This is a genomic window from Streptomyces sp. sk2.1, assembly GCF_008120935.1.
In the GTDB taxonomy this organism is placed as follows: domain Bacteria; phylum Actinomycetota; class Actinomycetes; order Streptomycetales; family Streptomycetaceae; genus Streptomyces.
Genome location: NZ_RDBO01000020.1, coordinates 1,457,730 through 1,483,214 on the forward strand (window position 1 = coordinate 1,457,730; position 25,485 = coordinate 1,483,214).

Annotated in this window: 28 protein-coding genes; 12 read left to right on the forward strand and 16 right to left on the reverse strand. The window is 69.9% G+C overall.

Annotated features, from left to right (window positions below; translation table 11 throughout):
- Nucleotides 1-81 precede the first annotated feature (81 nt).
- The 7 genes from EAO76_RS44445 to EAO76_RS44450 form a co-directional block, all read right to left on the reverse strand.
- On the reverse strand, nucleotides 82-231 hold the full coding sequence (locus tag EAO76_RS44445) for a hypothetical protein (protein ID WP_187438523.1): 150 nt from the start codon (nucleotides 229-231) through the stop codon (nucleotides 82-84).
- A 69-nt stretch (nucleotides 232-300) separates the two neighbouring features.
- Complete coding sequence (locus tag EAO76_RS10010) at nucleotides 301-582, reverse strand: hypothetical protein (RefSeq protein ID WP_148835376.1); 282 nt, start codon at nucleotides 580-582, stop codon at nucleotides 301-303.
- Nucleotides 579-827 (reverse strand): hypothetical protein, encoded by a 249-nt coding sequence (locus tag EAO76_RS10015; RefSeq protein WP_148835377.1) that lies wholly within the window; start codon nucleotides 825-827, stop codon nucleotides 579-581. Before EAO76_RS10015 ends, EAO76_RS10010 begins: the two co-directional genes overlap by 4 nt.
- On the reverse strand, nucleotides 824-1,039 hold the full coding sequence (locus EAO76_RS10020) for a hypothetical protein (protein ID WP_148835379.1): 216 nt from the start codon (nucleotides 1,037-1,039) through the stop codon (nucleotides 824-826). The genes EAO76_RS10015 and EAO76_RS10020 overlap by 4 nt, the downstream gene beginning before the upstream one ends.
- A gap of 94 nt (nucleotides 1,040-1,133) precedes the next feature.
- Nucleotides 1,134-1,502 (reverse strand): HK97 gp10 family phage protein, encoded by a 369-nt coding sequence (locus EAO76_RS10025; RefSeq protein WP_148835382.1) that lies wholly within the window; start codon nucleotides 1,500-1,502, stop codon nucleotides 1,134-1,136.
- Nucleotides 1,503-1,505: 3 nt separating this feature from the next.
- Nucleotides 1,506-3,032 (reverse strand): terminase large subunit domain-containing protein, encoded by a 1,527-nt coding sequence (locus EAO76_RS10030; protein WP_316248327.1) that lies wholly within the window; start codon nucleotides 3,030-3,032, stop codon nucleotides 1,506-1,508.
- Nucleotides 3,032-3,589, reverse strand: a complete 558-nt coding sequence (locus tag EAO76_RS44450; RefSeq protein WP_187438525.1) for a hypothetical protein — start codon at nucleotides 3,587-3,589, stop codon at nucleotides 3,032-3,034. The genes EAO76_RS10030 and EAO76_RS44450 overlap by 1 nt, the downstream gene beginning before the upstream one ends.
- Nucleotides 3,590-3,798: 209 nt before the next feature.
- Between EAO76_RS44450 and EAO76_RS10035 the strand changes: the two genes are divergently transcribed.
- From EAO76_RS10035 to EAO76_RS10080, 10 genes are read left to right on the forward strand one after another with little or no spacing between them, the layout of a single operon-like run.
- On the forward strand, nucleotides 3,799-4,233 hold the full coding sequence (locus EAO76_RS10035; protein WP_148835385.1) for a hypothetical protein: 435 nt from the start codon (nucleotides 3,799-3,801) through the stop codon (nucleotides 4,231-4,233).
- On the forward strand, nucleotides 4,230-4,709 hold the full coding sequence (locus EAO76_RS10040; protein WP_148835387.1) for a hypothetical protein: 480 nt from the start codon (nucleotides 4,230-4,232) through the stop codon (nucleotides 4,707-4,709). The genes EAO76_RS10035 and EAO76_RS10040 overlap by 4 nt, the downstream gene beginning before the upstream one ends.
- A gap of 3 nt (nucleotides 4,710-4,712) precedes the next feature.
- On the forward strand, nucleotides 4,713-7,469 hold the full coding sequence (locus tag EAO76_RS10045; RefSeq protein ID WP_148835389.1) for a phage tail tape measure protein: 2,757 nt from the start codon (nucleotides 4,713-4,715) through the stop codon (nucleotides 7,467-7,469).
- 2 nt (nucleotides 7,470-7,471) lie between these two features.
- Complete coding sequence (locus EAO76_RS10050) at nucleotides 7,472-8,728, forward strand: hypothetical protein (RefSeq protein WP_148835391.1); 1,257 nt, start codon at nucleotides 7,472-7,474, stop codon at nucleotides 8,726-8,728.
- A 1-nt stretch (nucleotide 8,729) separates the two neighbouring features.
- Nucleotides 8,730-11,066 carry a hypothetical protein gene (locus tag EAO76_RS10055; RefSeq protein ID WP_148835393.1) on the forward strand — a complete coding sequence of 779 codons (2,337 nt, stop codon included), beginning with the start codon at nucleotides 8,730-8,732 and terminating at the stop codon, nucleotides 11,064-11,066.
- The gene (locus tag EAO76_RS10060) at nucleotides 11,066-11,269 is read left to right on the forward strand and encodes a hypothetical protein (RefSeq protein ID WP_148835395.1); all 204 of its coding nucleotides are present in this window, start codon (nucleotides 11,066-11,068) and stop codon (nucleotides 11,267-11,269) included. The genes EAO76_RS10055 and EAO76_RS10060 overlap by 1 nt, the downstream gene beginning before the upstream one ends.
- Before the next feature lie 40 nt (nucleotides 11,270-11,309).
- Nucleotides 11,310-13,127: a hypothetical protein gene (locus EAO76_RS10065; RefSeq protein WP_148835397.1), complete on the forward strand. Its 1,818-nt coding sequence runs from the start codon at nucleotides 11,310-11,312 to the stop codon at nucleotides 13,125-13,127.
- 9 nt (nucleotides 13,128-13,136) lie between these two features.
- Nucleotides 13,137-14,000, forward strand: coding sequence for a peptidoglycan recognition family protein (locus EAO76_RS10070; protein WP_148835399.1), 864 nt, complete (start codon nucleotides 13,137-13,139; stop codon nucleotides 13,998-14,000).
- Nucleotides 14,000-14,251: a holin gene (locus tag EAO76_RS10075; RefSeq protein ID WP_148835401.1), complete on the forward strand. Its 252-nt coding sequence runs from the start codon at nucleotides 14,000-14,002 to the stop codon at nucleotides 14,249-14,251. Before EAO76_RS10070 ends, EAO76_RS10075 begins: the two co-directional genes overlap by 1 nt.
- Nucleotides 14,248-14,502 (forward strand): hypothetical protein, encoded by a 255-nt coding sequence (locus EAO76_RS10080; RefSeq protein ID WP_148835403.1) that lies wholly within the window; start codon nucleotides 14,248-14,250, stop codon nucleotides 14,500-14,502. The genes EAO76_RS10075 and EAO76_RS10080 overlap by 4 nt, the downstream gene beginning before the upstream one ends.
- 200 nt (nucleotides 14,503-14,702) lie before the next feature.
- On the opposite strand, the gene EAO76_RS10085 is transcribed toward EAO76_RS10080, so the two are convergent.
- From EAO76_RS10085 to EAO76_RS10095, 3 genes are read right to left on the reverse strand one after another with little or no spacing between them, the layout of a single operon-like run.
- Complete coding sequence (locus EAO76_RS10085; protein ID WP_148835405.1) at nucleotides 14,703-14,906, reverse strand: hypothetical protein; 204 nt, start codon at nucleotides 14,904-14,906, stop codon at nucleotides 14,703-14,705.
- Nucleotides 14,907-14,948: 42 nt separating this feature from the next.
- Nucleotides 14,949-15,497 (reverse strand): flavoprotein, encoded by a 549-nt coding sequence (locus EAO76_RS10090; protein WP_148835406.1) that lies wholly within the window; start codon nucleotides 15,495-15,497, stop codon nucleotides 14,949-14,951.
- Nucleotides 15,494-16,708 (reverse strand): helix-turn-helix domain-containing protein, encoded by a 1,215-nt coding sequence (locus EAO76_RS10095; protein WP_148835408.1) that lies wholly within the window; start codon nucleotides 16,706-16,708, stop codon nucleotides 15,494-15,496. The genes EAO76_RS10090 and EAO76_RS10095 overlap by 4 nt, the downstream gene beginning before the upstream one ends.
- Before the next feature lie 434 nt (nucleotides 16,709-17,142).
- Here EAO76_RS10095 and EAO76_RS44455 point away from each other — a divergent pair, with 434 nt between their 5' ends.
- Nucleotides 17,143-17,298: a hypothetical protein gene (locus EAO76_RS44455; RefSeq protein WP_187438526.1), complete on the forward strand. Its 156-nt coding sequence runs from the start codon at nucleotides 17,143-17,145 to the stop codon at nucleotides 17,296-17,298.
- Nucleotides 17,299-17,544: 246 nt separating this feature from the next.
- Here EAO76_RS44455 and EAO76_RS10100 read toward each other — a convergent pair whose 3' ends face one another.
- Nucleotides 17,545-17,787, reverse strand: coding sequence for a helix-turn-helix domain-containing protein (locus tag EAO76_RS10100; protein WP_148835410.1), 243 nt, complete (start codon nucleotides 17,785-17,787; stop codon nucleotides 17,545-17,547).
- 627 nt (nucleotides 17,788-18,414) lie between these two features.
- Between EAO76_RS10100 and EAO76_RS10105 the strand changes: the two genes are divergently transcribed.
- Nucleotides 18,415-20,301, forward strand: coding sequence for a TerD family protein (locus EAO76_RS10105; RefSeq protein ID WP_148835412.1), 1,887 nt, complete (start codon nucleotides 18,415-18,417; stop codon nucleotides 20,299-20,301).
- 52 nt (nucleotides 20,302-20,353) lie between these two features.
- On the opposite strand, the gene EAO76_RS10110 is transcribed toward EAO76_RS10105, so the two are convergent.
- From EAO76_RS10110 to EAO76_RS10130, 5 genes are read right to left on the reverse strand one after another with little or no spacing between them, the layout of a single operon-like run.
- A complete protein-coding gene (locus EAO76_RS10110; protein WP_148835414.1) occupies nucleotides 20,354-21,076 on the reverse strand; it encodes a type I-E CRISPR-associated protein Cas6/Cse3/CasE in 723 nt (240 codons plus the stop codon).
- A complete protein-coding gene (cas5e, locus tag EAO76_RS10115) occupies nucleotides 21,073-21,951 on the reverse strand; it encodes a type I-E CRISPR-associated protein Cas5/CasD (RefSeq protein WP_148835416.1) in 879 nt (292 codons plus the stop codon). Before cas5e ends, EAO76_RS10110 begins: the two co-directional genes overlap by 4 nt.
- Nucleotides 21,948-23,321: a type I-E CRISPR-associated protein Cas7/Cse4/CasC gene (locus EAO76_RS10120; RefSeq protein WP_187438549.1), complete on the reverse strand. Its 1,374-nt coding sequence runs from the start codon at nucleotides 23,319-23,321 to the stop codon at nucleotides 21,948-21,950. Before EAO76_RS10120 ends, cas5e begins: the two co-directional genes overlap by 4 nt.
- Entirely contained in the window at nucleotides 23,318-23,914 is a 597-nt protein-coding gene (gene casB, locus EAO76_RS10125; RefSeq protein WP_148835420.1) for a type I-E CRISPR-associated protein Cse2/CasB, read from the reverse strand. The genes EAO76_RS10120 and casB overlap by 4 nt, the downstream gene beginning before the upstream one ends.
- Nucleotides 23,911-25,485: a type I-E CRISPR-associated protein Cse1/CasA gene (locus EAO76_RS10130; RefSeq protein ID WP_262375333.1), complete on the reverse strand. Its 1,575-nt coding sequence runs from the start codon at nucleotides 25,483-25,485 to the stop codon at nucleotides 23,911-23,913. The genes casB and EAO76_RS10130 overlap by 4 nt, the downstream gene beginning before the upstream one ends.

The following is a 25,485-nucleotide window of genomic DNA, read 5'->3' on the forward strand; positions in this document are numbered from 1 at the left end:
ACGAGGAAGCCCCCGGTGCCGGCCGGGGGCTTCTTGGTGTCCAGGGTCAGCCCTGGGCGCTGCACCGTCGAGTGACGCGGATCAGCGCTTCCTTGCGGCCGGCTCAGCCCTGACTGCTTCGCGGGCGGCGTCGATCTTCGCGAGGGCCACCTTCGCCAGGGACAGGATCCCTACCGTCATGACGAGGAAAAGACCCATAAAAACCAGTACGAATGAGGTGTTTGGAGACATCTGCGCATGGTCCTTCCGGAGGATGTCGCACCTACGTGCCTTACTTGAGCAGGTTCATCATCCGGCGCATCACGCGGATACCCGTTCGTCGCGGCAGCAGCAAAAGCCGTCGACCCGGACCCCGTACCCCTGCTGCGCCTCGTCCTCGCAGCCCATGCAGCACAGTCCCCGGTGATGGGGCGAGGCGCAGTACCAGCGCGCCCAGTCCTTACGGCCGCCGAGCTGCACGCCGAAGCGGGCGAACCAGCGAAGCTGTGACCGCTTGCCCCACTTGGCCACGACCTCGGGTACGTGAGTCCCCTGCGGCGGGTACTTCGGCCTGTACGAGTCCTGCTCAAGTGGATGCATCACGGGTTGCCCCCGAACTCGTCCTTAAATGCCTCCACGTCGATATGGTCGGCGATCTCCCGCAGCTCCTCCGCAAGGAGTCGCTTCACCGCGCGCACGTCGAGCTCGGCCGTGTACCCGCCATCGACCGGTCGGCTGGTGACTGGCACCTGAAGGTAAGACTCGATCAGCTCGACAGGCCGCTTCCCATCCTGGCGGGCGATGACCGCGATCGGAACCGTGTGCGTCGCGATGTGAAGTTCCGTCATGCTGCGCCTTCCTCGGGCTCGAGTACCCACCGAGGGGCCGCGGCAAGGTGATCGAGAGCTTCGTCGGGGGTCATGCCGACCCGGGCGGCGAGGTTGGGCAGGTCGTCGCCGACGATGCGCCGGGCCCGTGATCGGGCGAGCTGCCACTCGATCTCGAAGCGGGTGATCACGGGCGTCCGGTACTGGCGGTGCGGCGGGATGAGCGCGCTCATGAGTCGACCTCGGTTTCGTGGCGTCGGCGTGATCGGCCTCGTTCCGCAGGGCGGCGCCGCGGTGCTCCCATATCCGAACTCTACCGATTTAGGGCTAGTTGAGCCACGCTCTTGCTGCGCTGAGCGCTTCCAGCAGCCAGGGCTGCGCCTTGGCGGGGCCGACGCGGCGAACGAAGCGGGGATACGGGGCGGGGAGCGGCCCGAGGACTTTGCCGGGCGCCGCTTCGACGGGGCCGCGGCCTTCGTGGACGTAGGGCGCGTACTTCGCGTCGGTGTAAACGACTCCGGTGATCTTCTGCCCTTGGACGTCGACCTGGTACGTGAGCGAGTCCTGAAGGTCCCCTGTGCGGACAGGGCAGGTGCGCTTGGCCTCGTCAAGCACGGCCTCCGTGACGGGGGTGATGATCTGGTCGGCGACGAGGGCGGCGAAGAGAGTGCTGTTCCACTGGGTGAGGCGGGCCATGGGTCACTTCCCTGGGATTCGGCGGCGGCCGGCGGCGGGTGCTGCTGCTGCGCCCCGGCCGGGTACACGGCGGCGCGGAGGGGCCGCGGGGGCGTCCTCGGCGGTCTCCCGGACAAGGTGGGCCACGGCGGGGCGGAGGAGCGCCATGGCGGCGTACACCGACGCGTCGAGCCTGCCGGGCGAAGTTCGGGTTCCGGGGACGTAGGACGCCCACTCCTTGGCGAGCTTGGTCAGATTCCGCTCGAACCGGAGGCGCCCGAGGGTGACCTCCACGGCGATGGGCTCGGCGCGGAGGATCTTGCCCTTGAGGGCGCGGACGGCGGAGATCGCGGGGCGGAAGGTACTGCGCTCCTCGGCGGCCCAGGCCGACCGGATGGCCTGCGGGACCAGGCCGGCGCCGAAGTTGGTCTCCAGGACGATGCGGTCGGCGCGGTGCTCCTCGGCGACGGCGCAGACCCGGAGAGGCCACTCGGTGACGGACATGCGGTCGGAGTAGTCGTGGGTGATGTAGGCGATGCCGGTTCCGGGGTCGACGGAGGCGACGATGATGCCGACCTCGTCCTGACCGCCCCCTGCAGGGTCGACGGCCACGACGGTGCGCCCGACGCCGGCGGGGAGTTGGGGGAGGTTGAACATGGCGTTCTCGACGGCCTCCCAGGTGAGGACGGCGCCGTCTCGTGGGCGCGGGTCACCCTGGTAGAGGGCTTGCCAGTCCAGGAGGAGGGTGGAGGCGCGCCGGGTCTCCCAGAAGCTGCGGAGGGCGTTTTGGTCGCGCTCGGGGATCTTCGGGTGGGTTAGGTAGTCGCCGTCGGCGCGCCCGAGGGGGTCGGGGCCGGTGAGTGCGTGGTCGGCGATGGCGGGGAGGTGGACGACGCGCCACTCTCCTCCGTCCTCGAGGCGTCCTTCGCGTTCCAGAAGCCGGAGGATGGCGTCCTGTTCGGTCCAGAGGGTGCCGATCATGAGGATGGGCGCACCGGGGCTCATGCGGGTGAGTGCAGAGCTGGAGAGCCAATCCCAGATGGTGTCGCGGATGGTGAGGGACTCAGCGTCGGCCCGGGACTTGTAGAGGTCGTCGATGATGAGCATGTCGGCGGAGAAGCCGGTGAGTGCTGCGCCGACGCCGGCGGAAAAGACGCCGCCTCCGTGGGTGAGGCTCCAGCGGGTGACGGAGCGTTCGCCGCGGGCGAGCACCCGTCCGTAGCGGTGGCCGTGTTCGTCGACGAGGCTGCGAATGGCGCGCCCGTTTCGCTCGGCGAGGCTTTGCCCGTAAGAAGCCGTAACAATCTTTATATCCGGCTTGCCCATCAGAGCCCAAAATGGCCCCCATTGGGCACAGAGTGCAGATTTACCCACCTGTGGGGGCGTGATGATCGCGGTCTTGCTGCCGGGGGTATAGACGGCGTGACGGAACGCCTCGCCGATGACCTGAGTGTGGGCGCGCATGGTCCATCCGGGAAGCAGGTGCGCGGCAAGGTACTGAGGGCCAGCCAGGAGCGCCCCCAGGTCGCCTGCAGGGCCTTCAGGGAACATCACCCGTCCCCCCTTTCTTCGCCGAGACCCTTGAGAGACTCCCCGCGGGCCTCGTAAGCGCTCTGGAAAGCGAGGGAGATCAGATCGTCCCCGACGGTCCCCCCGGAGGCCAGAACGAGTTCCGTGCCAGGCATGAGGTTCTTCACGACGGACGACAGGGCGAGCAGGTAGCGCGGGTCGGTGCGCTCCCCCTCCTCGACCTGGAGGCCCTCCGTGGCATCCACGATGTGCCGGAGGACGGCGGAGATCGCCTGGGAGCGCTCGCGCCGGGTATCGGCGGCGAGTTGCTCGGCCTCGTCGCGGTCGTATTCCGCTGCGCGCTCCTTCCAGCCGAGTCGCTTGATGAGGACGCGGGAGTACTCCGCGGAGAGGTCGAGGGCTTTCCCTGTGCTGGCCGCGGAGCGGTCCCGCAGGGCGAGGTACATCCGGAAGCGGGAGTAGTCGGCGATGCGCTCGTCCGGCTGGCGCTCCCATGGCAGCGGGGTCGCGTTGATGGACTCTTCGGCACTATCGGCGTTGCACCCATTTTTTCGGTTGTTTTCGGTTGTCTGGTCCATGTATCCCATGGTTGCAGAGGGGTTCGGTTGATTGTTCGTGATAGCGCTCGATAGCAGATGTGATCCGGGGGTTGAGTCCCTTTGATCCCTACATCTCGAACTAGGTGAACCGTCTGAAGTACTCTGATACCGGGTGTACCGGCGTATAGCCCCTGCGTCAGACCGAGAGGTCCGCAGGTACGGGCCTCCTTCCAGTGAAGAAGGCCTGTGTGAGTACCGAGCCCGTCATCGTCATCGACACCGCGACCCTCGCTACGCCTGTCGCGCCTTCCGTTCATGTCCGGATCGGCGGGAAGACCTTCGAGGCGCACTGCCCGAAGGATGCCGTCCTCTTCGACATCTACGAGACGGGCCACAAGGACATCACTGTCGTCCGCCGGTTCCTCACCGCGATGATCGGCGCCGACGAGGCCGCCGAGGTGGAGAAGATGCTCTCTTCCCCGAAGCCTGAGGACGTCACGTTCGTGACCCTCTACAAGCTGGTCCGCTACCTCATGAACGACCCGAAGGGCCCGAAGTGGGAGGACGCCGTCGTCGGCTCCATCCGCGGCCTCGGCTCTGGTGTCACTCCGACCACGCAGAAGGTCGCGGCGAAGAAGCCGGTGAAGAGGGCCACCGCCGCCCGTAAGGCCACCCGCAAGTGATCTTCGGCCTCCGCGCACCGCTCCAGACCTCCGTCCGGCTCGACGGGATCGACTACCTCATCCACCTCGACGCGCCGGACGGCCCCGAGGCGTGCGCGTGGGCCCTCCAGGACGAATGGCTCCACCTGTTCCCGCGGGCTCTTCCGCCTGATCAGCAGGCATTCTGGGACGACCTCCTCACCGACCCGGAGACCGCTGTCGGCTTCACCACGCTGCGCCCCATCGCGTTCCGTCTTGCCCAGCAGCTCTACGGCGTCCCCTGGTGGACCGCGCACCGCCTTACCGAGTCTGCGGCGCAGTCCCTGCTCGCCTATGAAGCCTGGACCGTTCGCAAGGGCTTCGACCCTGCCGGGAAGCCGGCCCGGCGCATCGTCGCCTCCATCGTCGCCTGGCAGGCCGAGCAGTGGGCCGACGAGGCGGAGGCGAAGTCCTGGCATCAGCGCATGTTCATGCCCCCTCCCGGAGTGAGGATCTGACTCATGGCCACGTACGGAACCGCCGAAGTCCGGATCGAGGCAGACACCTCGGACTTCCACCGGGAGCTTCAGCGTGACCTCCAACGTGGCCGGCCTGTCGAGATCAACATCGAGCCCGATGCCCGGGGATTCGTCGACCGCCTGCGCCGGGACCTGCGCCGCATCACGGCGGAGATCACTCTCCGGGCCGATTCCCGCCGGCTCGTCCGCGAGATCGAGCGGGAGCTGCGCCGCGTCCGCCCGCCCCGCATCGAGCTCGAAGTCCGCGCTGACACCAGCCGCGCCGAGTCCGACATCCGGTCTATCCGCGCCCGTGACATCGATGTCACCGTTCGTGCCGACACCAGCCAGGCCCGCTCAGAGCTGGACGACCTCCAGAACCAGATCCCCGACGGCCTGACAGTCCCCGTGACTGCGGGCGGAGCAGGAGACGCAGGCGCAGCAGCGGGCGGTGACCTCATCAGCGGCCTTGCGGGTTCCCTCGCCGGAGCAGGGCCGTGGGGTGCCGTCGTCGCCGTTGTCCTCGCCGGGGCCGCGCTCGTCGCGAAAGCCTTCACGACCGGCGTCTCCGAGTACATCGCCGGGCAGCAGATCACCGGCCGGTTCGAAGCCCAGCTCGGGTCCACCGGAGCCGATGCGAAGAAGTACGGCGCCACCGCGGGACGCCTCTATGCGGAAGGGGTCACCGAGACTGCCGACGACGGCGCCAGGGCCGTCCAGGAAGCCGTACGCGCCGGGCTCCAGCTCAACCCGGGAGACCTCGACCTCCAGGGCGTCTCCACCGCCCTCGCCGACCTCGCGAACCTCATGGAGGAGGACGTCGGCCAGACCGCCCGAGCCGTCGGACAGATGATCAAGACGGGGCTCGTCGACAACGCCCAACAGGGCTTCGACCTTCTCACCAAGGGAGTTCAGGGCGGGGCGAACGCCGCGGAAGACCTCCTCGACACCTTCTCCGAGTACTCCACCCAGTTCCGCCAGCTCGGACTCAGCGGAGAAGAAGCCCTCGGCCTGATCCAGCAGGGCCTCAAGGGCGGTGCGCGCGACGCCGACGTCGTCGCCGACACCCTCAAGGAGTTCAGCATCGAGGCCGCTCAGGGGGGAGAGCGGGTAACGGAGGCGTTCAAGTCCCTCAACCTCGACGCCACCGAGTTCTCCAATGCCTTTGCCAAGGGCGGCGCGCCTGCCCGTGAGGCTCTCGAGAAGGTCCTCGACAGTCTCCGGAACATCGAGGACCCCCTCAAGCGGAACCAGCTCGCCGTCGGTCTCTTCGGTACCAAGGCGGAAGACCTCGCCGGGGCCCTCGACAAGATGGACCTCGGGACCGCGGCCAAGCAGATGGAGGGCTTCGAAGGCTCCACCACGCGCGCCGGAAACAGCCTCCGGGACAACCTCGGAACCGCACTGTCGCGCGTCGGCCGCGAAGCCAAGCTCGCTCTCGGTGGCCTCTTCTCCGGAGACGTCTCCGGCTTCGGGAACTTCGCCGACTCCGTCCGCGACCTGCTCCCCTACGTCAAGGAGGCCGCCAAGGGCCTGGCCAGCGCCATCGAGGACGCCTTCCTGGAGCTGGTCCCGAAGATCCCCGGCCTGATGATGAAGATCGGCACGAAGATCGGCGAGTCCGTCGGCGACTGGGGCCCCCAACTCCTCAAGATCGCCGCGATCTTCAACCTCATCCCGGTGATCCTCATGGCTGCTCTCGGCACCGCCATGGTCAGCGCCGTCGCCGCCGTCTGGAACACCTACATCTCCCCCGCCCTGGAGGACCTCGGGCAGGGGTTCATCAACTTCTTCTCCGTGGAGCTCCCGGCCTTTTTCACCGGGATCGGGGACTCCATCGGGGCCGCCCTCTCCGAGGCGTTCAACGTCGCCTGGACGTTCGTCACCGAGCAGCTCCCCGTCTACGCACAGGGCGCCCTCGACTGGTTCCTGAACCTCCCCGGGCTCATCTTCGAGGCCCTCGGGATGCTCGCAGGGCTCCTCGTCGCCGCGTTCGTCGCAGGCTTCAACTACCTGTGGGAGCAGGTGCCTGTCTGGATCGAGAACACGATCACGTTCTTCCGGGACCTCCCCGGCAAGATCGGCGAGGCGATTTCCAACCTCGGCAGCTTCCTTGCCGACGCGTTCAATGCCGCGATCGGCTTCGTCACCCAGACCCTCCCAGCGAAGATCGCCGGGATCATCGCGTTCTTCCGCCGCCTCCCCGGGCAGGCCCTCGCGGCCCTTTCCGACCTCGGCTCGAAGATCAGCAGCGCCTTCTCCACCGCCTTGTCCGCCGCTCAGCGGAAGGTCTCCACCGGGCTCGACAACATCGCCGGCTTCTTCCGGAAGCTCCCCGGGCAGATCACCTCCGCCCTCTCCGGGATCGGCACGTCCATGTGGAACGGCCTCCGAGCCGCCCTCAACGCAGGTATCCGCCTCGTGAACCGCGCCGTCGACGGCTTCAACAAGTTCTCACCGGTCAACGTCTCCCGCATCCCCGAGCTCGCGGACGGCGGCATCCTCTACCAGCGCACCCTCGCCTACGTCGGCGAAGCCGGTCCCGAGGCGGTCATCCCGCTCATGCGCCCCCGCCGCGCTGCTCAACTCGCGGAGCAGTCCGGGCTCATCGACCTCCTCCAGAAGCAGGGCCTCGTGGTGCGCACCGGTACGACCGACCGCTCCCAGTCCCACACCTGGAACATCACGACCCGGGGAGCAGACCCCCGAGCCCTCTCTCAGTCCCTGTACAACCGCATGACCCTTGCGACGGGAGTCTGACCATGTGGCCCGGATACCTGAACCTGGCGTGCGCCGAGATCATCAACAACGAGCGTGCGGCCACGTACGTCCAGCCGTACGGGGTCACGATCAACTGCGATCGCTGCGCCGGCCTCCCCGAAGTCCTCGGCCACGACCCGTACACGTCCCCTGTCGCCGACGACGCGCCCTGGTACGACCCCGTACGCGGCGCCAGCGCGGACTTCCTCGGGGCGTTCTCCTCCAGCATCGATGGACTCTCCGCGTCCCCCGCGGCCCGCGACCCGCTGCCCCTCGTCCGCGATGGGAGCAGCATCGGTCCGCTGCGCCGGGAGCACCGCGAGATCCCCGTGACCGTCCGTCTTTTCGCGCTCTCCGAGTGCGGGCTCTCCTATGGCCTGGAGTGGCTCTCCCGCTCCTTGTCCGGGGACCCTTGCGGCGGGAACTGCACCGGCGCCGAGATGACGCTCTTCGCCTGCTGCCCCGGTTCCGGGACCGACACCGGGTACGACGGTGCCGAGCTTCGCTACCTGTACGACGTGGGGCTCCTCCAGGGCCTCACCGTCTCCGAGCGGATCTACTGGGGCGAAGTCGTCGAGGCGGTGGTGTCGTTCACACTCGTGGCCGGGAACCCGTGGATCTACGGGCAGGCGCTTCCGACCGGGGATGACTGGGTGGCCCTCTCCCAGGGAACCGAGACCCGCGCCGACCCTGACCAGGTCTACCAGCGCTGCCTCCCGCCGACTCCGTGCGCCACCGACGACCAGTGCCCCCGGCCGCCGCTCCCTCCGCGGCCGCCGCGCCCCGTGTCTCCCTGCTACCCGAAGGGGGTCGGGGACTTCCTCGTCACCCGGATCCGCGTCGCCTCGGAGGACTACCCGCTCTGGTCCGAGCTCGTTCCCGTCGTGGAGATTGAGCCCGGCTCCGCCGACATGCGGCGGCTCCTCGTCCGTTTCTGGTCGAACCCTCAGAACGAGGACTGCGCCCAGGAGTTGGACCCCTGTGACGCGTGCGGGGACCTGAACGTCACCTACCTCCCCGCGAACAGCCTCCTCACCATGGACGGACGCGTCTCCCGGTCCAGCATCGAGTGCGAGACCGAGGGGGTCGGAATCGCCGTGTCCGCCCCGAACGCCTTCGGCCCCCAGGGCGGCCTCTTCACGTACCCATACTTCCCTTGCCCCGGGGGTCTCTGCGTGGAGGTCTGGGCCCGTGCCGACACCGTCGCCGACGACGCCCGCGCCCGCATCACCCTCATCCCTCGATCGGACGTGATGTGACATGGCCGTCCTCGACCCGCTCGGCCCGTCCGACGTCTACCTCAGCGGCCCGGTCACTCTCTCCGAGCGCACTGTCCACCAGCAGGCCGCGATCGAACCGGTCACCGGGGAGGTCTTCGCGACGCAGGTCATCCAGGGCGGGCGCCAACTCCAGGGCGAGAGCGCACCCGTCGACTCCGCTGCCCGGAACGCGCGGGGCGACCTCGCCATCTCCCGCGTCAGCACCGCCGGCGAGCTCGTCGACAACATGTACGTCCGCCGCTTCGACCACGGCAGCGGGCTCGGCGTCGAGAACAGGGACGGCGCCACCTGGATCTGGACCGCGTACGACGCGGCAGAGCGCCCCGCCGGCCAGAACGCCCACGGCCGGCTCATCGCCCGCTACCCGTACCAGCCCGGAACCGTCCTCGACGTCGGCACGGCCACGGCGGAGGTCTTCGAGCCGATCCCCGGCGCGACGAGCATCACCCCGAGCCTCGACCTCACCCACTCCCAGGTCGGCATCCGCTACTCCCTCGGCGGCGGGAACCTCCGCTACCGCATCTACAGCTACGCCGACTTCACCGCCCGGAACTTCGACGCGTTCATCACCGACTTCCCGCAGACCGACACCGACCTGTTCCAGTCCTGGACCCTCTACGGCCGGTACATCTACCAGGTCCACGGGAGCGGCTACAGCGACGACAACCCGCCGCCGGGCAACGCCCGCTTCGTCATCCTCGACACGTTCACCGGCCGGACCATCCGGACCGTCCCGTTCACCGGCTACCCGGACCTGGTGACCCGCGAGCCCGAGGCCCTCACCGTCTGGGAATCCCCGGCCGGGCCCCGGCTGGTCTACGGCTTCGCGACCGACGCCGCGCCCCGCCTCATGCGCCTGTACGCCGTGAAGGCCGACGCCGGGCCGGGCACGTGGATCGAGGCGGAGGCCACGGACCAGGGCATCGCGCTCGCCGCGTCCCTCGGCGACCCCGCCACCGTGCAGTCGTGGACGATCACTCGCCCTGACGGGACCGTCCTCACCTCCGGGACCGGGGCTACGGGCGATCCTGTCCTCGCCGTGGACGCCCTTGCACCGCCGTGCCGCGACAACATCTACGTCCTCACGATCGAGCGCACCGACGGCTCCACCAGCAGCCTGTCCTCCTCACCCGTCGCCTACATTCCGCCCGGAGGCTGCGAGTCCGGAGGCGCCGTCGGCCCGACCGGGAGCAACGTCGGCTGCGCCACCGCGTACACCGCGCGCATCCACTGGCGCGGCGGGGCCCTCGAGCTCCCCGTTGCCGCGATGGACGACATCACCGAGATCTCCTGGGGGCGCACCGCCGATGACGTCTCGGAGGCCACTGTCACTCTTGCCCGTTGCGGCCCGTGCCATGAGATCGAGGACATCCACCCCTGGGTTCACGAGCTGACCATCTACCGCGACGGCGAACTCGTCTGGCAGGGCCCGGTCCGCCGCGTGAGGGTGCGCCGCAACGAGGTCATCATCGAGGCCCTCGACGTCGTCGCCTGGCTCGACCGCCTCAACAACACCTTCCGCGTCGACTACTCCACCACCACCCCGGACTCCATGGGGCGGAGGAAGGGCACGATCGTCTACATCGCCCGGAACCACATCCGCCTCGCCCTGGAGGAATCGGCCCTGTCCGTGCCCCCGGACTACCCCGGGATCATGGACTACATCGTCGCCGACGAGTCAGGGCTCCCCACGATCAAGGTCGAGAAGGACGGCTCCTCCAACACGACGATCTGGACCGAGTACCTGGGGACGATGCTCCGCGAGTGGAACGACCGGGGCCTGCACTTCACGACTGTCGGCCGCTCTCTCGTCCTGCGCGGCTGGCCGACCGAGAACACGCCCGCCCAGGCCCGGATCAGTCTCGGGGACCTCGTAGGCGAGGTGGAGGTCGTCCGTGACGGGGAGCCCGCGGCCACCTATGCCTTCGCGACGACGCAGCAGGGCGAGGACATCTCCAAGGGCCTCACCGTCGGTACCGGGCGCACCGGCACCCCGTACGGGAGGCTCGACACGATCGTCCGTATCCAGGAGGACGACCCGACGGAGGCCGACCTCCGCTCCGCCGCACGTGACGCCCTCGCGGGCCGCTACCCCGCGCCGATGGTCATTCAGATCCCGCAGTCCGCGCAGCTCGCCCCGCAGGCGCCGCTCCTCATGGCCCAGCTCGTCCCCGGCGAACGCGTCGACATCTACGACGACGAGCACTGTTTCGCCCTGGAGCAGGGCTTCGCGCTCTCCGACATGGAGGTCACCTGGGACGGGTCCCGCGAGCGGGTCTCCGTCGGCCTCATCCCCCTCGACCAGGAGGTCCCCTGATGGCACGCCCCGGGCAGCGCCTCGCCCAGTCCCCCATCCGTGCCGGCGTTCAGTCCTCCGCGGTCATCGGCCGCGCCGTGCGCTCTTCCGCCGGAGGCTCCTACACCAGCCGTCTCGTCCTCTACATCGACGACGTGCGGCACGAGCAGACCATCGACCAGCGAGGGCGCGAAGTCCTCACCCCGACAGAAGAGGAGAACTGACATGGCGGCTCCCTGCGGATGCGGAGGAAGTTCCGTCGTCGTGGAAGGCATCGCGCCGATCTACGTCAACAAGGCCGGGGTGCGCCCCGTCACCTACCAGGTCGGTATCGACAAGGACTCCCTGTTCGGGGACATTGCCGGGGCCGGGCTGACCTACGACAAGGGCACCGACAAGCTCCAAGTCTGCCTGTCCCGCGACACTGGCAACTCGTTGCGGTTCGGGGCCGATGGGTGCCTCTACGCGCCCGGCGGGGAGACTCCGGTGCCGGACGTGTGCGCGCGCCCGATCGAGTCCCTGCCGGCCGCGCCGAACGTGGTCGGGGCCGCTGAGCTGGCCGGGCTCATGGGCCCGTACAGCAGCCCCTACCAGGTCGACTACTGCCTCGCCGAGGGCTACGACATCGTGCATTTCCACACCTGCACGACGTCGGACGGGGTCGGGGTGGTGACGGACTACTGGGACCACATCATCAGCGCCGGCCGGTCGTCGCTGTACCTCACTCAGGATGCCCGGCAGATGACCGCGGCGACGATCCAGTCGACGTTCAACTACGCCGGGGACGTCGATGACCCGCGGACGTTCACCTGGGGCGACGACGACGTCGACTTGGAGAAGCGGAAGGATCGCCGCGGGGGCTGGTACGGGTGGCTGGCCCAGCGCTACTACCAGCCCCTGGCCAGCGACTTCCTGCGGAAGATCGACGCGAAGTCGGTCGCGCTGCTCGATTGCTCGCCGGATCCGGAGCGGGCGGCGTATCCGGAGAGCGACGCCATCATCGGGCCGATGCAGGTGGTGCTGGACCACTGCGCCCAGTCCTGGTCGATGATCGGGGTCCGCGAGCTGACGAATGCGACGACCGTGGAGAACCAGGGCATCACGGCGATCATGATGCCACTCAAGCCGACCACGTGGGGTGACGCGACACTGCCGTACCCGGTGGCCGACCTGACTGCCGCGGGCGTGGAGTGGATCGCCCTGTACAGCCGGCACGCCGACAGCGTGTTCACCGCGTACAAGGATGCCGGTCTCCAGGTGCTGATGCGGGGAACGAGCCGGCAGTCCGAGTACACCCGCGTCTCCGCCCTGGGGATTCGCGGCGTGTTGCAGTTCGACCCGTCCTACTACCGCGGGCCCGGCACCGTCCCCGCCCTCGGGGGCCGCGGGTATCGGATGGAGTTTGACCCGTGGGAGCACCGCCGCATGGGGACGGGGCAGCTCAGCTTCCACACGGACCAGCAGCTCGTCCTGGCGTCCGGCGGCCATGTCCGCGGGCGTACGGAGGATGCCGAGCAGGGCCTGGTTCTGCCGTCGGGCTTTGGTGATGGGCGGGATCGTGCGGCGGTGTTGTGCGGGTGGGAGTGCCCGATGGCGAACCCGACCTCGTACACGATCACGTTCGACCTGAAGTGGGACACGCTCTCGGCCAGCGCCACGGCGGCCCGGATGGGGCTGCTGTTCGGCGCGGTGACGGATGCTGATCCGTACTCGTGGCCGCAGAACGACCCGGTCGCGAACCCGGCCAAGGTGCCTGCCATCACGCCGAATTGCTACCGGGTGTACCAGCGGCAGAACGGGGAGATCGGGATCGGCCGGTTCGCTGCTGATGGGTCGTACACGCTGCTGGCGACGCGGACGAGTCCCGCTGTCTCGGCAGGGGTGTGGAACACGTACGAGCTGGTTGTCACGGCTGATCAGATCACGTTCACGCGGGTCCGGTCGGACGGTACCCGGCACACGGTGACCGCGGCGGATACCACGTGGCGCGGCGCGTACTTCTGGGTGGAGAAAACGGAGTCGACGACAGGATCGACGGCCACCGGCTTCACCGGCAGGGTCCGCAATGTCTCGTACACCTAGGAGGGTGGAATGGCTGCTTCACTGACCGCCTCGGAGGTCATATCTGCGCTGCGCGCTGAGGGTGTCCGCGTGGTGGAGGTCGGCAACTGGCGCACGCACAACCGGAACTCGAAGGGCCCCTGGGGCCCGGTCAACGGCAGCATCGTGCACCACACGGTCACCCGCGGCACCGCTTCCACTGTCGCCCTGGTCCGGGACGGGCACGCGTCCCTGCCCGGTCCGCTGTGTCACGGGATGATCGCGAAGGACGGCCGGGTGCACATGGTCGGCTGGGGCCGGACCAACCATGCCGGCGGCGGCGACCCCAAGGTGCTGCAGCAGGTCATCGCCGAGTCGTACGGCGCCGCCCCGTCGAAGCCGGCCCGCGGCAACGCCAACGGGGTCGACGGCAACGCCCGGTTCTACGGCTGGGAGTGCGAGAACCTCGGCGACGGCAAAGACCCCTGGCCCAAGGCGCAGTACGACGCGATCGTCCGGGTGCAGGCCGCGCTGTGCCGGACGCACGGCTGGTCGGCGAAGTCCGTGATCGGCCACCTGGAGTGGTCGAACGACAAGGTCGACCCCCGCGGTTTCACCATGTCGAAGCTGCGTTCCGACGTGGCCGAGCGCCTCAAGCACCCCGCGAGCTGGAACCCGAACGAGGAGGACCCCATGGCAGGCATCACCAAGCGCGACATCTTCGACGCGGTGTGGCGTACCGACTTGATGACGCCCCCGGAGGGCCGCGCGACCGAGGAGAACCCGACGTGGGCGCCGGAGTCGGTGCTGCGGGATGCGGCGTCGTACGCGATCCGGGCCGAGGCCGCGGCCGCGCGTGTTGAGGCCGCGGCCGCGCGGATCGAGGCGGCCCTGAGTGGGGCGGTGGCCCGCTGATGACCGGCACGGTGTTCAGCGGGAGTTTCTGGGCGGCCACCGCCGAGCGCACCGTACGGACGGCCGCGCAGACGCTCCTCGCTGCCGTGGGGCTCACCGCGGCGGATGTCCTGGATGCGGACTGGGGCCAGGCCCTCGCGCTCGCCGGGGGCGCTGCGCTCCTGGCCGTGCTGACCGCGCTCAGCACTGCCGGAGCGGGGGCTGGCGGCGGGCCTGGGCTCACCGAGACCGTACGGGAGCGGGAGCGATGACCCCGCCTTCCGGGCCCGACCGGGTCGCCGTCGAACTGGCCGAGCTGCGCGGGGAGATCAGGACCGGGTTCGCTGAGTTGAACGGCCGGCTGGACTTGGCGCTCCAGCGGACAACTACAGCCGAGGGAGACATCACGGCGCTGCAGGACCGGGTGGCGTCGCTGGAGCGTAAGCAGTGGCCGCTTCCTACGATCGGGGTACTCGCTGGGGTGGCTGGTGCCGCGACAGGGGCCCTCGCGCTGCTCCGGTGAATGGCCTGGCTACTTCCCGACGCCGGATCTGCGACACTGTTTCTGGCCGCGTCGTCCCCCCGTCGCCGCGGCCATCTCTCCGCCTACGCGGAGGTGAACCGAAGGTCGACGCGCAGCCGAGGCTGGCGCCTCAGCGTTCTCCGCATCTGCGGAGGTGCCCTCTCCTGCAGGAGCAGGAGGGGGCGTTCGCGTGTCTGGGGTCAGCCATCGCCCTCGGCCGGGTGCCGGACGTGCTTCTTCAGCGCCGCCTCGACCTCGTCCCGGGACTGCCCGGTTGCCTCGGCGTGTGCGGTGATCGCCGTCTGCACCGCCTGCGCGGTCTCGACCGTCAGCCGGTTTTCCTGCTGCTCGGCCCACGCAGCCTCTTCGAGCCGGATCAGCTCGTCACTCAGTTCGATCGCCATATGGCCGGATACTACCGGCTGAATCTAGACATCCCGAGGTTGCTACAGGGTGAGGCCAGCAATGGCGCCGACCCCATCGAGAGCAAGATGCCAGGGGTACTTCTGCGGATTGCCCTGCTTCGGAGGATGTGACTTGTACCCGTCTGGTCCGTCGAGGTACAGCACTCCTTGCGCCCGCAAGTCTGCGATGCTTCGGGCCACGGCTGGCTGCGAGGCTTGGGCCTGGTTGAAGTACGGCATGGCCACTACCGGAACCCCAAGATGGACCCCCTCGGAGACCAGACCCAGCGCGACCGTGTCCGCGATCCCATTGCCCCACTTGTTCAAGCTCGTACAAGACAGCGGGGCAACGAGCATGGCGTCCGCCTTTGGCAGAGCGTCCTGGTCCCCCGGCAGCTTGTACTGCGACCGGACTCGATGCCCGGTCAGCTCCTCCAGCTCAGCAAGGCGCGGCTCCCACCATCGAGCAGCGGACGGGGTCAGGATGAGGCAGGTATCCCACCCCCGGGCCTGCGCCTGCCGAACACTCTCGTCGACGTACTCGGTCGGGCCGGCCGCGCAGGCGATGAGGTAGAGAACTCGCTTCGTCATGCGGGGAGTCCACACCGCTCGGCAAGACGGCGCAAGTCTCTGCCGGGCACGGGGGTCGCTCCGACCACATCGGCGACAAGGTCGATTGTGGACTGTCGACCGATAACCTCTTCCGGAGCCAGCCGAGCCGCTTCGATCAGTGATTCGGCAGCAGTCCCCTTCCGCCGTGTCAAGAGCTGAGCGCGTGCCATCGTGATGAGGTGCTGCGCCTGCCGCTCCTTCGACAGCCCATGCACCGCTTCGTCCTCCAGCCTGTCTGCGGCCTTGAGCGCTGCCCCCGCGTCATCGAGCCTGGTCAGCACATCCACTCGGTGCAACTCAACGTTGGTGGGCCCGAACATCGTGTAGTCCTCGTCAAGGTCGGCGCCTTGCTGGTCAGCCACCTCGGCCGCCTGGTCCACCTGCTCACCGGCCTGGCGCACCGCAGCCGCCGACCGGCCCAGGGAGGAGGCCGCGACCGCTGCGGACAGGTACAGCATGCCGAGCGTCGAGAGCCCCATCGGCCCCCTGGCCTCCAGATCCGCAGACAGGCGCCGAGCCGCTCCCGTTGCGAATTCCACGGCCGTTCGAGGCTGCTGTTGGTGGATGAGCGACTTCGCCACCCGCCTCGACGCCGCACCGATCGCGACCGGGTCGCCAGATCGTTCTGCTGCGGTCAGAGCCCGGTCGGCGACCACTGCCGCCTGGACCGCCGTTGCCGGACCGTACTTGTGGAGGAACGAGGCCGTCAGCTGCAGAACTCGGGACAGCAGGGCGTGAGCCTCGCTGGCTTCAGCACCCGCCTGAGCGGCAGACCGTCTGGATCCGACGATCAGCGGGGGCAGGTCGCGGCCGAGCGCCCCGTAGTGGCAGGCCTGGAATGCCTCGCAGCAGTAGGTGAGTCGACGTCGTAGGTCCGCGAGCGGTGGGGGATCCGCGTCTTCGCTGTCGTCGCGGTACAGGACGTCGATGACGGCGAGTGCCTCGACAGGCGGAGTGGTTGCCGGGGGTGGCTCCGGGGGCACGTCCATCAGAAGTTGCTCCAGGGGGATGCGCAGGACCTCGGCCGCACGCACCAGCACAGATAGGCGCGGGTCCTGCTGGCGCTGCCCGCCCTCCAGATCCTGCACCCACCTGCGGGTTTGCCCCATGAGGCGACCGAAGTCCGCCTGTGTGAAGCCGCGGAACCCTCGCCAGTAGGCGATGCGGCGTCCGATGTATCCAGTCTCCATGGAGCACCCCCCGAGCAGGGCACGCATTTTGCGTGCCCGCACTCGTTCTACCCCGTCCTACGGTGCACGTACTGGAGATCCGTGGAGATCTTGCCGGGAGGGAGCAGAGGGTGGCATGCCAATGACGATCAAGGTGTACGAGGTTGACCGGCACGGCAACACCCGCATCGTGCGCCCGGAGGCCGAGGTCGCCCCGGCGAAGGGAGTGCCTCACTCCCACGCGTATCCGGCGTGCCGGTGCGAGCGATGCACGGGGAGGAAGAAGTGACGGACTGCCAAGAGACCCCGGGCTGGTGCGACTGGCACGAGGGCCCGTCCGGGACTGCGCTCCTGATCTACACCATCGGTGAGGACTCGGGCCCCGCAGCTTCGCGGTACGCGTGCGCGCCGTGCCGGGAGCAGCGTGGCCTCCACCCGGGCGGAGGTGAACAGTCATGACCGGATCGATGCCAGCACCGGTCCGCTCGTCCGGCGATGAGGCGTACCGGGCGTTCCTCGGCCACACCTACAGCTGCACCACCTGCCGTGCCGGGGCTCACTGCGGCACCGCGGTCCGCCTCGGCCGGGCCTGGCGGGAGGCCCGCCGATGACGTGCGACTGCTGCCAGAAGCCCATGGCGCCGGGGGAGTCGAAGACGTACGACGTGCCTGGCGCGACCGGGCCAGGCGTCACGCTTCACGTCCACAAGGAGCCGTGCTCGCTGCCTGTCGCGCACCGGCCGACGCCGTACTCGGTGCGCCGCCGGTCTTGATCTCCCGCTCGTGGCTGCAACGCCCCAGCCAGCCACGAGCGGGTCTCCGCCCCGGTCGCGCCGTCCCCCCGTCGGCCGGCCGGGGCTACTCCTCCCGCACGAGGTCGGCGAGCGGCACACCGATCGCGTCGGCGATGCGAACCAGGGTGTCCAGAAGGGGACTGCCGTAGCCGTGCTCGATGCGGTTCAGGCTGTGCCGGGAGATGTCCGCAGTTAAGGCGACGCTCTCCTGAGTGAGGTTCGCGTGCAAGCGGGCGTCGCGGATGCGGTCGCCGACTGCTCGTCGGGCTGCAAGAACGCGGTCAGTGGGGGGTTGGGCTGGCGGCACTCGTCCAAACTCAGGGGCGCAGGATCCGAATGTCTGTACAGTCCATTGGCCATTGTGTGATCTTGATGCGCGCTGGGTACCGCACGTGAAAGGTCCGAAGAGCTGCCCGCCTTGACTACGGCGGGCGCAGTGAGGGCGTGGTAGCCGCTTCCTGCGAGGTGCGGCGCTCCGTCCAGATGGCGGAGCCTCACCCTCCGAGCCGCCCCAGGTGTCAGAATGACTCCTGGGGCGGCTGCATTGCCAGGGGGGCGACTCCTCGCCAAGTTGCCCAGGAAGATTGGCCAAGTGCCTTTCATTAATTGGGCGCAGCGGGACCAGCAAAAACGCAGGTAAGCACAGCGCTCACCCTCATGTACCTTCTAAGCACTTGGCCGCAGGTTCGAGTCCTGCCGGGGGCGCACAGCGCGCAGGCCCATGGGCCCTCCGACCAGGAGGGCCTTTTTTCTCGGGCGGGTGCACGCTAGCGAAGACCGCGTAGTGACGGCATAAGGCCTGGTGGTCCGAGGTCCGCCCGAGAGGCGAGGCGCCCTCCGGAAGCCGTTCTCCGTCCGCTTCCACCCTTCGCGCATCAAGACAAAAGGGCATCCGGGTTGAGAGATCGGTGAATGTCGGATCATCCTTGCGGGCATGGACTTCCGGCCTCCCGCACCCGACATGACCGACCTGCGTGATTACGCCTTCGACTGGGCGCTCGTGGACGTGGAGACGTCCGGGCTCGTGCCGCGGCGGGACCGGGTGCTGTCCGTCGCGGTGGTGACGCTCGGTCCGGACGGTGAACAGACCGGGGAGTTCTCGACCCTGCTGAATCCCGGGTGCGACCCCGGGCCCGTGGACGTGCACGGCCTGACCGCCGAACGGTTGCTCGGGGCGCCGACCTTCGACCAGGTGGCGGGGCGGATCGGGGCGCTGCTGCAGGACAGGGTCCTGGTCGCGCACAACGCCCCGTTCGACTACGACTTCCTGGCCCACGAGTTCGCGCGGGCCCGCCTGTACCTGCCGGTCTCGCAGCGGCTGTGCACCCTCGCCCTCAACCGCCAGGTCGATCCGCCCACCGGGGACATGAAGCTGGGCACTCTGGCCGCCCACTACGGCGTCCCGCGGACCCGGGCGCACGACGCCCTGGACGACACCCGGGTACTGGCCGGGATTCTGCGCGCCACGTTGCGGGAGGCGGCCCGGCTCGACCTGCCGCTGCCCCTCGTGGCGTGTCCGCCCCGGCAGGACTCGCAGTTCACGCCCCGACCGCCGAAGACACCGTGCGCGTACCGCAATCCGGGGCGCATGGAACCGGGCGGTCCGCTCGTGCAGGGCATGAAGGTCGCCATCACCGGGGAGACGGCGACCTCGCGCGCCGAGCTGGTGGCGCGGGCGGTCGCGGCGGGGCTGAACGTGATGACGTCGGTCAGCCGTCACACCAGCGCGCTGGTCGCCGACGGGGCGGCCTCGAAGTCCACGAAGGCCCGGCGCGCGGCCGCCGAGGGCGTACCGGTCGTCGACGAGCACACCTTCCTGAAGCTGCTCGGTGACATACGCGCCGGGGTGCTCCACCGGGTGACGACGGCGGAGGCCGCCGCAGTGTCCGGACCGTCCGCCGCCGGACCTGCAAGAACCGGTCCAGCGGCCGCGTCGCAGGCGGTCGCCGCCGCGCCGTCGGATCCGGAACCGACCGGTCCGGCCGGGGTCCCGACGGCCCGCGGGCCGCTGAGCGGGCGGCGCGTGCTCGTCCTCGGCGGCACGCACCCGGACGCGGTCACCGCCCGTACCCGGATCGTCCGGCTGGGCGGCTCCGCCGCCGTCAACCTCTCGCGCAGTGTCACCGATGTCGTCCTCCTGCCCGGAGGGGAGAACCGACGCCGGATGAAGCGGATCACGGAACTGGGGCTTCCCGTGCACGACGAGAGCTGGCTCACCGCGCCGACGGCCGCCCCCGCCGGAGCCGGCGGGGCTCCGGACCCGGCGGCGGACCGGCCTCCCGTTCCGCACGTCCTGCCGCGCGGCGGTGTCTTCGATCTGCCCTCGCCGCAGGAGACCCCCGCACCGCAGTGGCACGTCACCGCCGCCTGGGCACCGCAGGACGGCTGCGAGATCGATGTCGTCGCCTTCGTGCTCGACGAGGACGAACAGGTCGTCTTCGACCAGGACTTCGTCTTCTACGGCGCCCCCGAGAACCCCGCGGGCACCGTGCGCCTCCTCGCCGACGGGCCCGCCGAACAGACCATCGCCATCGACCTCGCCTCGCTCCCGCCCGCCTCCCGCAAGATCGCCGTCGCGGCCGCCATCGACGGAGACATGACGTTCGGGCACGTCGGGGCCGTCCAGGTCACCGCGGCCCCGGGCCCCGACGCCGCCCCGCCGGTCCGGGCCACCCTCGACGCCGCCACCACGGAACGCACCCTGCTCCTCGCCGAGATCTACCGCCGCGGCCCGGTGTGGCGGTTCCGGGCCGTCGGGCAGGGTTACGACCACGGGCTCGCGGACCTCGCACGCGGCTACGGCGTCGACATCGCCGACTGATCCGGCGGGCGTTCCACCATCGCGGAGGGGCGCGGGCGGGTGTTCCCGCGCCTCAGCGCACCAGCACCAGTCCGCACCCGTAGGCGCGCCCGTGCCCGAACCCCTTCGTCAGGGTGCCCACGAAGGTCTCCGGGCTCGTCACGGTCAACTTGCCCCTGATCTCCGCGCGGACGAGCCGGAGGCCCTCGTGGGGGGCGGGGCTGGAGATCCGGGGAAGCATGCGAACGGCCAGGTGGTCGGCCCGGGCGTCGACCCCCAGCCGGGTCAGGCCGTCGGGGGCCACGGAGGGTTCGCCGAGGGGCTGGAGGCGGCGGACGAACCACGCCTTCACGTGGTCGGGGCGGGTGTGGGCAACCCGTTTGCCCCGGGTCTTCTCCGGGGAGCCCGGGGCGGGGGGACGGCTGTGCACGGGATTGACGACGGTGCGGAACTCGACCGTGTCCCCCACGCCGAAGGTGCGGTCGAGGGTCAGGATCTCGGGTTCCTCGGCGAGGGCCGCCCGCGGGATCCGGCTCCAGTCGCCGGGCACCTGGGACTGGACGACGAGCGAGAGCCGGGCCTCGCGAAGGTTCAGGGACCAGGTCGAGAGGATGCCCATCTGGGCACGGGCGTCACGGCTGCCGTCGTCGACCCAGCCCCGGAAGCCGCTCATCACGGTCCGGTGCATGTCCTGGGCGTCGATCAGCGACTTGGCGGCGTAGGGGTGCCTGGCGTCCAGGGTCAGCAGGGTCTGGGTGGCGACGAATCTGGCGGCCTCGGCACGGGGCGCTGTCACAGGATGATCTTCCAATCGCGGGCGTGCGGGGCGATGGTGACGCGCGTCCTGGTCTCCCAGCGCGCGGAGTGCTTCGGCCCCATGGCGTGGAAGCCCACCGGCTGGTCCATGACCGGGCCGGTGCCGGGCACCGGACGCGGGCTCTCGATCCATGCCCATGGCCGGTCGTCCCCCGCGCGGGCGCGCGCCTCGGAGGGCGAGGGCAGCAGCGCCATCCCCGCGAAGACCTCGGCGAGCGTGCCGGACTCGACCCCGAGGGCCAACTGCCCCGAGGGAGGGCAGGACTTCCGGCCGAGCCACAGCAGGCGTTTCGGGTGTTCCAGGGCGTGGGCGATCTCTTCCAGCAGCCTCCGGTCCGAGTGCTGGAGACCCACCAGGAAGGCGGCGTCGGCGAGGTACCAGCGCTCGGTGGTCATCGCGTTCCTGCGTACTTCGGCGGAGACCAGCGCGCCGGAGAGCGGGTCGGCGGCGATCCGCTTCGGCGCCCCGTACCAGTCCTCCAGTTCGTGGTGGCCGAAGGTGTCCCCGGTCTCCGCGTCCACCAGAGCGGCCGCCGCCGCGGCACGCCGGTGGTCGGTGACGAGGTCGCGGGGGCGCAGCGGGTACCGGCCGGCGCCGACGGTGTGGTAGTCGCGCACCGGTTTGCCGGGGTGGTCGGCCCGTACGCCGAAGAGCAGCGGGGCCAGTTCGGCGAGCGGGTCGTTGCCGGGGTCCTCCGGCGGTGGCTCGCGCGGCAGGCCGAGCGCGGCGGCGCACAGGCCGATCACGCCCGACTTGGTGGGTCTGCTGTGAGTGTCACGCCGCCAGAACCGGCCCGCCACGCCCCAGGACTGGAGCGGGGCGGCGAGCCGGATGAGCAGTACGTGGTGGCTCACGGCGTCAGCTCCTCGATCAGCGTCACGGCCGTCACGTCGGTCTCACCGGCCGCAGCGAGTTTCTTGAGCACGGCGTCGATCTGCGGGTCGTAGGTCAGGACCCGGGCGGCCGTCAGGTCGGGGCGACGCTCGCTGACGAAGGCGTGGTGCCTCAGCAGCCTGCGTACCGACGCCGGACCGGCCGGTCCCTCGCCCCCCTCACCGGCTCGGCCCTCGCCCTCCGGGCCGACGGGGTTCTCGTCGACGGGGAGCTGGAAGGCGGCGGCGTAGTTGTAGGGGCGCGCGCCCTCGAAGGCGAGGACCAGGGCGGGCAGTGAGCCGGTGGAGGCCGTCGAGTTCTTCTTCGCCTCGGGGAACGCCTCCACGAAGGCGTTGACGAATTCCTGCTCGGCGGCGACCGCCGTCCCGGCGGCCTCGGCCTCCGTCATCCCGGTGGCGCGGAGGTTGGTGTGCAGCTGGGCGCGGTCGAGGACGGCGTGGCGGTAGAAGGTGCCGGAGATCAGCGACTGGTAGCCGGTCATGCCGGCCCCGGCGTCGTCCGCGGAGTCGAGGAAGTCCAGCGCGTTCCGCTTGCGGTGCAGCTTGGCGTCGTCCGCCGCCGCGTAGAAGTCGTCGACCTGCTCCGCCTCGTGGACGGTGAAGGCGTGGCCGCTCTGCACGGCCCCGTCCACGTTCGGCGAGTCCGCGATCTCCGCCAGGAACCGGCCGTAGAGCGCGATGTCGATGGCGTCGCGCGGTGCGATGGCGAACAGCACGGCGTCGCGGTGCTGCTTGGCCAGGGGCGGCAGCTCGGCCTTGGCCGCTCCGTCCGCCTCCTCCGGTTCCGGGGCCCGGTCCGCCTTCCGGGCGCCCTTGCGTCCGGCCTTCCTCTTTCCGTTCTCCTCCTGGGCCCGCAGGTAGTCGTCCCGCCAGGTGCGCAGTTCCTCGGCGTGCTCGTGGACGTGGGCGGCGATCCGGGTTCCGGTGTCGGCCGGGGCGAAGAGGAGCACCTTGGTCAGATTGGCCACGGTCTTCTTGCCGAGGTCGCCGAACTTCAGGCCGACGGCCTCGATGACCGCACGGGCGGTGGTGACGGCCTCCTCCCGGTCCCAGCCGTGGTCGTCCTCCAGGGACTTGGCGGTGATGAGCGCCCACTCGCGGGTACGGAGCCCCGTGCTCCGCCCGGCCAGGGCACCGACACCGGCGTTGGCCCGGTCGCGCGCGTGCATCCGCTCGGCCCGGCGACGCGACTGGCTGGTGATCATGTGCCGTTCCACGCCGCCGTAGACCAGACTCTTCGGCGATCCGTTCTCGTCCCGCACGGGAAGCACGGCGACCAGCGTCTCCAGCACGTGCAGGGAGAGGAACTGGCTTCGGGGGGCCTCGGTCACGTGCTCGGGTCCTTCCGCGTCGACTGATTGTTCGTTCCGCTGCGGCCACCGGTCGTGCTCCGGCCGGTCGTCGCGCCACGGCTCCGCGTGGCCGGCCGGTGGAAGTCCACCGTCCATCGGTAGGCGATCCGCGCCCTGCGGTCGTGCCATCGGGTCAGGTCCTCGGTGAGCTGTGTCCAGGAGGGCGGCGGCTGTTCGCAGGCCCGCAGCCGGGTGACCGCGTGCTGAAGGTGGCGCCAGGGGATGCGGCGGCTCGCGACCACGCGCGACAGCAGCCGTTGCGCGCCGGGGTTGTCGGGGCCGCGCCCCGCACCGTCCCCGATCCGCCGGGCCGCTTCGCCGAGGTTCCCCCTCCCGTACAGGGGGACGGAAGTGCCCTGGTGGTAGACGCCGAAGAGGAACGCGACCTTCTCGTAGATCTCGCGCTGCTCCTCCGGGCCGTACCAGCCGGCGCGGATGTGGGAGTCGGTCGGTGTGGTGCGGCGCAGTTCGGCGAGCTTTCCGTACTCCCGGTTGCGCACGAGGCTGACGAGCCAGGCCGTGAGCTGTTCGCCGCCCTGCCCGTCGGGGGCGGGGCCGGTCCATTGCGTCATCTCTGCGCAGCCTCTCGGAGTTCGGCGGGGGCCTTCGCGTCGGCCATGTCATCGCGAAAGCGGGCTTCGGCACGGGCGCGGGCGAGCATCCCCTCACGGTTGCGCGGGAGCGCGTCGAGCCGGTTCCTGAGGAAGTCCTCGGCCATGGAACGGAGTTCACCGGCGCAGTCGAAGAGCAGGGGCGGCACGTCCCCGCCCCTGGCCGTCTCGTGGAGCAGGCCCAGGAAGGGCTTCTCGGCCGCGGGCCAGAACTCCCGCCGGGCGTCGAACCGGGCCATCTGCGCGGCGCGATCGGCGGGCTTCGGGTTCGGGTAGGCGACCTTCCAGGCGGCGTAAGCGGCGCGCTCCAGGGACCGGGCCACGTACTCGGCGATGTCCGAGCCGCGTCGGGACGCCTCGCACAGCGCTTCTCCCATGCTCGGCGCGTACGGGAAGCGGCCTTCCGTCCAGGTGGCCGGGACGGTCTTGTCGGCGATGATCCCGACGGCCCAGAACGAGCAGGGCGGGCCGCTGCCGTCCCGTGGGAAGTCGAGGTTCCGCAACCGTCCGTACAGGCGCCCCGTCTCCCTGGTCGCCGCGCTGTAGAGCGCGTGCGCCTCACGCCACAGGGCGCGGGTGGGAGAGGGCCAGAGCGGCTTGCGGTGCCCGTTCAGCTTCTTCCCGAGAACGGCGTCGTCGAGGTCGCGTTCGGGGTCGAGGTCGAGGAGTTCACCGGCCCCGATCAGCACCCGGTCGACGAGGACGGGTTCCCCCTCCGCCGCCGGCACCGGACGCAGCAGCACCGAGCGTCCGAGACAGCTGTGCAGGTCGGCGGGGCCGGAGGTGGCACGGCCCGGCGGCTTCGTCCTGAATCCCCGGCGCGGGTTCTCCCCGGTCGTCCACGACCGGTTGAAGTGCCCCTTCTCTCCGCCCGGGGCGGGGTAGAGGTTCATCCGCAGCGTGTCCGCGACGGTCCGGCCCTCGGCCACGACCCGGACGCGGCCCTGGAGCCGTCCCGCGGCGAGGTTGGTCAGTTTCGGACCGAGCCGCTTGCCGGAGACCCGGGCCCGGCCCGACAGTCCGTAGACGTGCTGGGCCAGCATGGCCCGGAATGCCTCGGCGGCCGGGAGCGGCTCGGGGTGTTCGAGGTGGTGGTGGTCGAAGAGCTGGCAGTAGTCACCGACCCGCTCCAGGACGAGCTGCGCCGGCCCTGCGCCGTCCTCCTCGAACTGGGGCGCCAGTTCGCTGTTCTGCCCCAGCGGCCGCTCCGGGTGGAACAGGTCCCACTCGTCCGCCGGTTGTCCGGCCAGCCAGGTCGCGACCTCGTCGAGCGGGTGCTTCCTCTCGACCCGGGCCCGCCACTCGTCGTCGGAGGAGGGAAAGGCGCCGGACGCGAAGCAGATGCCCAGCAGGTACTCGATGAGGCCGACCCCCTCGCCCGGCGTCGGGCAGGAGAGGGCGCTCAACTCCTCGGCGTTGCGGAGGACATCCAGCAAGGACAGCTGGAGGGCCTCACCCTCCTGGGAGATGACGGGCGCGCAGGGCTGGTGCCGGGGGTCCCAGGAAGGGTTCCGCCGGGGTGGGGCAGACAC